The sequence below is a fragment of the uncultured Boseongicola sp. genome (assembly GCF_937988555.1).
GTDB lineage: Bacteria > Pseudomonadota > Alphaproteobacteria > Rhodobacterales > Rhodobacteraceae > Boseongicola.
In genome coordinates, this window is sequence record NZ_CALJXO010000185.1 from 1 (window position 1) to 7,347 (window position 7,347).

The following is a 7,347-nucleotide window of genomic DNA, read 5'->3' on the forward strand; positions in this document are numbered from 1 at the left end:
GCTCGAAAGACTCAAGCCGGATCGCGCTTTCAGGCGTCTTGCTAATCTGTCGGCGCAGTTCTTCGATTTCACTCGACGCGCGGAGTTCTTGTTGATCAAGAAATGCCGTGCGCCGATCGATTTCCGCCAGCTCTAACTCAAACAATGCTTGCGCTGGATCAGCAGCAATCTCTTGTGTGCTCGTTTCCTCGGTTGAGGCCGCCTCGGTGAGTTGCGCTACACGAGCCTTAAGCATCCGAACTCTTGGGTTTGTCTCAGAATATACGGTAAGAGCCCGGTTCAACTCCTCTTCAGTTGTTCTCAATTCTTGTTGCGCGGCTGAAAGTCGCGTACCTCCAGTGCTGCTGCCGAGGATCATCAGGCGGCTTCGCTGCTCGCTGAGAGCGGCACGATCACGTGTCGCGGCAATAACCTGGTCTTGCAGGCGCGCAAGCCGATCAATGCGAAACTCAAGGTTTTCTGGAAGCGCATCCTGATTGGCATCTTTGAACTCGACAATCGCATTGCTCAGCAGGCCCAATTCCTGATCTAATCGGCTCACGTCTTCCTCAAAAAATTCAAGAGTTTGCCCGGCCAAAAGCTGGCGGCGTTCGGAGTCTTCGTTGAGCACCAACGTCACAAATTCATTGGCAACGCTCGCCGATAGTCCCGGAGACGTGGCGCGAAAAGCAACTGTCATGAATGTCGCGCCGCCGCGACTGCCGGTCGTACGGATCGTGGTAAGGTCGCGCATTTCCGCAACGACCTCATCGGGCGTCATCCGACCACGCCCTTCGAAAACAGAAAATTTGTTTGCTATGTCAATAAGGTTCGCCCGCGTGAGCAACCTTTGCTCGACAATCTGCAAACGTTCGGTCGCCGAAGTGCGTACCGTCGAAGCCGCAAGCTCGTCGGGAATCTGCGGGCTTTCTACCAGCAGTCTCGCACTCGCCACATAACGCGACGGCAACATCATTGCTAACCCAACACCGATCGCCGAACAGAGCACAAATATGGTAGCCATCATTGGCAGGCGCTTCATGAACAAGGCTTTGTAAAATGTGATATCGGACATCATTCGGCTGCATCTCCCGCTACATGCACGGCAGGCAGAAAAATCCCGTCTTCGAGGACTTCTTCAATGATCGCGCCGTCGACAACGCGACGCTCTTCAGTTGCTGCATAAACCATCGCAAAATCACACAATTTGTTCACCAATCTTGGAATCCCACGTGAATGTTCATGAATGAGATCAATCGCGTCTGAGGTGAACTCATTGCCAGAACCGCCGACATGATTGAGGCGATGTTGGATATACCCTGCAACGGCCGTGCGATCCAGTGCCCCTATATGATAGGTCGCGGTAACCCGCTGTGCAAACTGGCGCAACTCCGGTCGCATAATCATCTGACGCAGTTCGGGCTGCCCGACCAGAATCAGTTGCAACAACTCATCTTTGTTGGAGTTAATATTGGTTAACATCCGCAACTCTTCCAGTCCTTCGATGCTGAGGTTCTGAGCCTCATCAATCACAAGCACGACGCGGCGTCCGCTCGCGTATTCCTCGATCACATAGTCCTGAAGTTGCTGGAACATCGTCACATACGATCCGGTCAAATCCGCCTGGATCGAGAGTGAATTCAAGACCCACTGCAACAGCTCACCCCGGCCACCTTGCGCGTTTGAGATCAAGCCGAGGGTGATATCATCATCAAGCGCTTGAAGAAGTTTCTGGATCAGCGTCGTCTTTCCGGCACCCACTTCCCCAGTCACAACCGTTATAGGAGCGCGGGTTATTACGCCGAATTCAAGAACAGAAAATGCACGTCGGTGCGCGCGCGACCAGAACAAGAAATCTGGATCGGGCAACAGCGTGAACGGTCGCTCGGTAAACCCGAAGTATTCAACGTAAAGATCGTTACTCGTCATCGTCTCGCTGCTGTTTTAAGGACCTACGCAAAAGAGCGTCGGATCCGAAGTTAACTAGACTTAATGGCTATATCGTGTCGCCGCCACGGCCTTTCTGCAAATTTCTGCCAGAAAGACCAAGCAACGCCGAATCACACGTCACCATCGCATCATTTGGCTTAATCAATCGTCCACGTTTTGTGGACAATCTGTGCAGTTTTTAAGCAATCGTTTACCAAAGCCGTGTTTGAATGTGTCTGCCTCAAGCGTTGATTGAGGCGACATTACGGCCATCAGAAGGCGCTTTCTTGCGGTTTTTCAGGCGTAACATCCAAATGACGGCACGTTAACCAAGGCAGAGAGCTCAGTTAAGCTCATAATACGAATGGAAATCTTCCAATGCTGACCGCAAAATGCTAACAAGTAATAGACCTCGCCTTCCAGTACCTGCTGCTGATTTGTGTCGTGTTTGGGTCTAGTGAGTTTTAGGGGGCCGAAATTGATTCGGTAGCAAGTATGACAGTACATGTGACCAATGTTGCAAATCGCTCTGCTGCGAATGTTGACGCCTTACCGATATCAGGCCCGGTTCAAGCCCATGGGCTGTACCGATCCGGCATTAAGCGTGGTTTTGATCTGGCGCTTGTAATCATCTCCCTACCTTTCGTTATTCCATTTATGGGATTGATCGCCTTGTTGATCGCCTCGGACGGTCACTCGGCACTATTCCGTCAGGAACGAGTCGGCCGCGACGGCCGTCGGTTCACGATTTGGAAATTCCGCACGATGGTGCCTGACGCGGAAGTCATGCTCGAAGCTCACCTTTCGGAAAATCCTGGTGCGCGGCGCGAGTGGAATTCGAAACAGAAACTCGCCAAAGACCCCCGCTGCACCCCGATTGGCCGAATTTTACGCCGGACGTCTCTTGATGAGTTGCCGCAGATCATGAACGTGATAGCAGGTGACATGTCCCTGATCGGACCGCGGCCTATGTTGCCGTGCCAACAGGCGCTTTACCCAGGCCGCAGCTATTACAGTCTGCGCCCCGGAATTACCGGTCTTTGGCAGGTCTCGAAGCGAAATGAGACCGAGTTTGCAGAGCGGGCCTATTATGACGATGCTTATGATCTTAGCATGTCTGCCTGGCAGGACCTGAAGATCCTCGCGAGAACCGTTACGGTCGTTGTCCGTGGAACCGGCTACTGATCTTCTTTTTAATCCCGCAACAGTGAGTTAAATGGGCTGGTTGCGCACATTTGTGTTTGTTAGTGTCGCTCCAATTCGTTTTGAGGAGTTTTTCATGCGGTCTTCCACACTTTCTCGCGGGCTCATTTTGGGTGTCGCTATGGCCTTTCTAGCAGCGTGTGACAACGCCGAGGAACGCGCAGAAGGCCATTTCAATAACAGCCTGGAGCTAATTGAAGCAGGCGATGTTGAGCGCGCACTCGTCGAGCTGAGAAATGTTTTGTCCTTGGACGAGTTTCACGTGGCAGGCCGACGCCTTTACGCTGAAACCGTCCGCGACCGCGGCAACTTTAGCGATGCCTATGCAAATTTCCTGCGCTTAGCCGAGCAAGACCCCGATGACATGGACGCCAAACTCGCCCTAACCGAAATGGCCATTGAGGCGCAAAACTGGGAAGAAGCCGAGCGTCATTCTGAAAGCTTGATCGCGGCAAGTGTGCAGCTGGACGGTGTGGAAGTCATCGACCTCGTGATGCAATTCCGCAAGGCAGCGCTCGCCGAAGACACTGAGACAATGCGCAGCCTCACCCGTGACGCGATCGCGCTCACCGAGACGTATCCCGAAGATGTTACACTTTTGCGGATCATCATCGAAGGCCTGTCGCGCGAAAGCCGCCTCGAAGAGGCCATACAGTTCGTGGACCGCGCCATAGCGATCGAAAAAGACTCTCAGCTCTACTATGGCATGAAGTCTTCCATTCTTGCACAGCTTGAAAACTTCGATGCCCTCGAAGAGCATTTGCGCATGACTGTTATCGCATTTCCCGAGGACACTTTAAGCAAAGGCTCTCTGGTGCGGTTGTTGACTGCGCTTGGGCGCCCTGAACGCGCGGAAGAATTCCTGCGTGAGCAAATCGCGGCAACGGACGATAGCCTTGACTTACAGATCGCTTTGATCGGCTTCATTCGCGAAGTAAACGGCCCCGAGGCCGCGCTGGCAGAAATTGAAGCTTCTGTAGGACGTTACGAAGACAACGCTATTTTGAGGGCGCTGCGCTCGGGCATTCTGTTCGATTCCGGCGACCGGGAAGGCGGGATCGCTGAAATGCAGTCCATCATTGACACAGCCGCCCCCGAAGATGACCGCGCAAGCGACTTCAAAGTCACGCTTGCCCGCATGCTGATCACCAACGGAAACGAGATTGGCGCCCGCCAGCTTGTGGAGGAGGTTCTTGCGCAGGACCCATCACAGGTTTCGGCTTTGAAGCTTAGTGCTGGCTGGTTGATTGAAAGCGATCAAGTGGGGGAAGCTATCAATGCGCTTCGCCGCGCGCTGGACCAGGCCCCCCAGGATGCGGAAACCATGACGCTCATGGCGCAGGCTCACCAACGCGCCGGCGAAACAGAATTGGCACAAGATATGCTGTCTCTTGCCGCCGAGGCCTCGGGTTATGCTCCGGACGAAACGATCCGCTTTGCACAGACACTGATTGCAGTTGACCGTTTGCGCCCCGCCGAAGACGCCTTGGTCAGGGCGCTTCGCCAGACCCCAGCCGATACCGCGCTTCTTCAAGCGCTTGGCGAGGTTTATCTGCGCTCTCAGGACTGGCCGCGAGCCCTTCAGGTGGAATCCACGCTGCGTAGAAACGGCGACAACCGCGCCGTCGGCATAGCTGACTCACTCCGTTTGCAAGTCCTTTCGCGCCGCGATGGGCGAGACCAGGCCATTGCCGAACTTGAAAATATGGCGCGCGGCGCTGATGCTGGTGTCTCTGCGCAAGTTGCTCTTTTGCGCGAAAGACTGCGCGCCGGGGAACGTGACATGGCGCTTCAAATCGCCAATGACATCGTCGCCTCGCAGCCAGACAACCCCCGAATAGCGATGGTCCTCGGCGGTGCCCAGCTTGCACTTCGCGACTACGAAGATGCTGAAACGACGTTCCAAAATCTGACCAAGGCGGCTCCCAACTTTGAAAACGCCTGGATACAGCTGATGCGTGCTCAAAGCTCTCAAGGTCGACTGGATGCGGCACGGTCCACATTGGATGCCGCCTTGGAAGCAAGCCCCGACGCCCCTAACCTCCTATGGGCAAAAGCCACATTCCTTGAGCGTGCAAACGATATCGATGGAGCGATCGAGATCTACGAGGCACTGTACGAACAGGATTCTGGAATTCTCGTCGTGGCCAACAATCTCGCAAGTCTTTTGGCCACTTACAAAACTGACGTGGCCAGCCTTGAACGCGCCTTCGCCATTGCCCGCCGCCTGCGTGGCACAGAAGTGCCGCCGTTTCAGGATACCTACGGCTGGATCCTTCATCGCCGTGGCCAGTCAGAAGAGGCCGTCGAGTATCTGGAGCCGGCTGCGCGGGCCTTGACCAATGACCTGATTGTCCAATTCCATCTGGCCAGCGCCTACGAGGCCTTGGGTCGCACAGAAGACGCCGCCGCCGCCTACCAGCGTGCGATCGATCTGGGTGTTGAAAGTGACCCGCGCCCGCAGGTCGCATTGGCGCAAACTGCCGTCGAGCGATTGTCTGCAGGGGCCGCGACCGAATAGCAGGGCATGTAGCCCTTTGAACACAACGCGTTAAGGGATGTAATCGAACACGATTTGGCGCTTTGAATGCAACGTGAAGAGTTCCATACTGTTGGGGACGTAGTTTTTGGGGGTGAATAAGATGAAAACTCTGGTTTTAGCTATCATAGCGTGCGTGGCGGCAACTGTCGCTTTTGCGCAAAGCCAATACAGTATCCGCAGCGGTGATACGCTTGCGGTCGAAGTCCTTGAGGATCCATCCCTCAACAGGTCCCTGCTTGTGTTGCCAAATGGCACAATCACCTTCCCCTTCGCGGGGAGTGTGCAGGCCGGTGGTCAGTCACCCGATGCAGTAGCCGGTGCGATTGCGTCCAGGATTTCGTCAAACTTCGCCTCTGAGCCAACCGTTTTCGTAACGGTCCAGTCGCTTCGCCCACGGGTCGAGGCCCAGGCACCGCAAATCGGTCCTACCATCGACGTCTACATGTTGGGCGAAATTGGCGCGCCCGGCCTCAAGCGGATCGAGCGTGGTACAACTGTGCTTCAAGCCCTTGCAACATCAGGTGGCTTCACGCGTTTCGCTGCAACAAAACGCATCCTGCTGCGCCGCTCGAATATATCAACCGGCGAGCAAACCGTGTCACGCATCAACTATAAAGCTATCGCCAGTGGTGCTTCGGTAGGATCAGACATTGTTCTTGCTGACGGTGATGTTATCATTGTTCCTGAAAGACGCCTATTCGAGTAGAAAATATGAAAATATCGCGACCGGGACGACTAACAACTGCCGCCCTTTCGCTTGCAGCGATGACAGCGGCGCCTGTGCTGGCACAAGACGGGACCGGTGTCCGTGGAAACTTATCGTTCTCGACTGGCCTAGAGGTCAGCGACAACCCTTCGCTTGCGACACCGCCCGACGGCACGACGCTTACAAGCGTGACCAACTTGGGCTTTTCCGTCTCAAGCGAAACACGGGTAGATCGCTTTAGTTTCAGCGTGGGCGCGGGCATAGAAGGCAAAGATGGTGGCGCGACAACGGAAGCCGACGCTTTGGATGTTCGGCGCTCGAACATAGCGCTTGGCTACACCAGAGAAGGCATAAATTCACGCCTGTCCCTTTCCGGGCGATATGATGAAGCAAACCTCGATGATGACGTCTTCGGTTTTTTCATTGATGGCGTTTTTGATCCCGACGCGTTGATCGTCGAAGGCGGAACGCGCAAACGCACCCAATTCTCAGCTGATTTCTCAACAGGGATAGATGCACCCTTCGGCGTCGATCTTTCCCTTGGTCTGTCTTCAAATGATTTCGTCGATACAGTCGACGATGAACTCACCGACAGTGATGCCCGGCGCTTAAGCGCAATCGCGCGCTTCAGCATCAATCCGTCAACGACAGCCCGCTTGACAGGTAGATACAATCGAACCGACGTTGACGACTTGGACGAAACCCGGCGCACTCAGTCAATTGGTGCTGGCGTCACAACACAAATCAATACCGGCCTCGAGATATCAGCTGATTTGTCGCTTGATACGGCCGAAACGCTTAACGGGGCCGACACCGACAAACGAGATGGCGTCGGCCTTAGCTTTGGCGTCAGCCAACCGCGTCCAGACGGAGCAATTTCGCTCAACCTTTCCAGCCAGATTGACAACAGCGGCCGCCGCACAAGCATTAATGTAAGCCGCGACTTCGAGCTGCCAACTGGTGGTTTGTCTTTATCGCTTGGTGTTGT

6 protein-coding genes are annotated in these 7,347 nt (G+C 54.7%); 4 read left to right on the forward strand and 2 right to left on the reverse strand.

From position 1 onward, the window contains the following. Together Q1B15_RS10040 and Q1B15_RS10045 are read right to left on the reverse strand one after the other, a co-directional pair. Nucleotides 1-1,057, reverse strand: a 1,057-nt coding sequence (locus tag Q1B15_RS10040) for a lipopolysaccharide biosynthesis (protein WP_299753550.1), incomplete at its 3' end; no start/stop codon positions are given. After that, entirely contained in the window at nt 1,054-1,908 is an 855-nt protein-coding gene (locus Q1B15_RS10045; RefSeq protein WP_299753552.1) for an AAA family ATPase, read from the reverse strand. The genes Q1B15_RS10040 and Q1B15_RS10045, both read right to left, overlap by 4 nt. 507 nt (nt 1,909-2,415) lie before the next feature. Between Q1B15_RS10045 and Q1B15_RS10050 the strand changes: the two genes are divergently transcribed. From Q1B15_RS10050 to Q1B15_RS10065, 4 genes are all read left to right on the forward strand, one after another. Further along, the gene (locus Q1B15_RS10050) at nt 2,416-3,093 is read left to right on the forward strand and encodes a sugar transferase (protein WP_299753554.1); all 678 of its coding nucleotides are present in this window, start codon (nt 2,416-2,418) and stop codon (nt 3,091-3,093) included. Nucleotides 3,094-3,187: 94 nt separating this feature from the next. Continuing rightward, entirely contained in the window at nt 3,188-5,632 is a 2,445-nt protein-coding gene (locus Q1B15_RS10055) for a tetratricopeptide repeat protein (protein WP_299753556.1), read from the forward strand. A 121-nt stretch (nt 5,633-5,753) separates the two neighbouring features. After that, the gene (locus Q1B15_RS10060) at nt 5,754-6,359 is read left to right on the forward strand and encodes a polysaccharide biosynthesis/export family protein (protein WP_299753558.1); all 606 of its coding nucleotides are present in this window, start codon (nt 5,754-5,756) and stop codon (nt 6,357-6,359) included. A gap of 5 nt (nt 6,360-6,364) precedes the next feature. After that, the coding region (locus Q1B15_RS10065; RefSeq protein WP_299753559.1) for a hypothetical protein at nt 6,365-7,347 on the forward strand (983 nt) is incomplete at its 3' end.

Coding starts and splice junctions, on each gene's coding strand:
- Q1B15_RS10045 (WP_299753552.1), bottom strand. CDS start 1,908: ATGACGAGTAACGATCTTTACGTTGAATACTTCGGGTTTACCGAGCGA.
- Q1B15_RS10055 (WP_299753556.1), top strand. CDS start 3,188: ATGCGGTCTTCCACACTTTCTCGCGGGCTCATTTTGGGTGTCGCTATG.
- Q1B15_RS10060 (WP_299753558.1), top strand. CDS start 5,754: ATGAAAACTCTGGTTTTAGCTATCATAGCGTGCGTGGCGGCAACTGTC.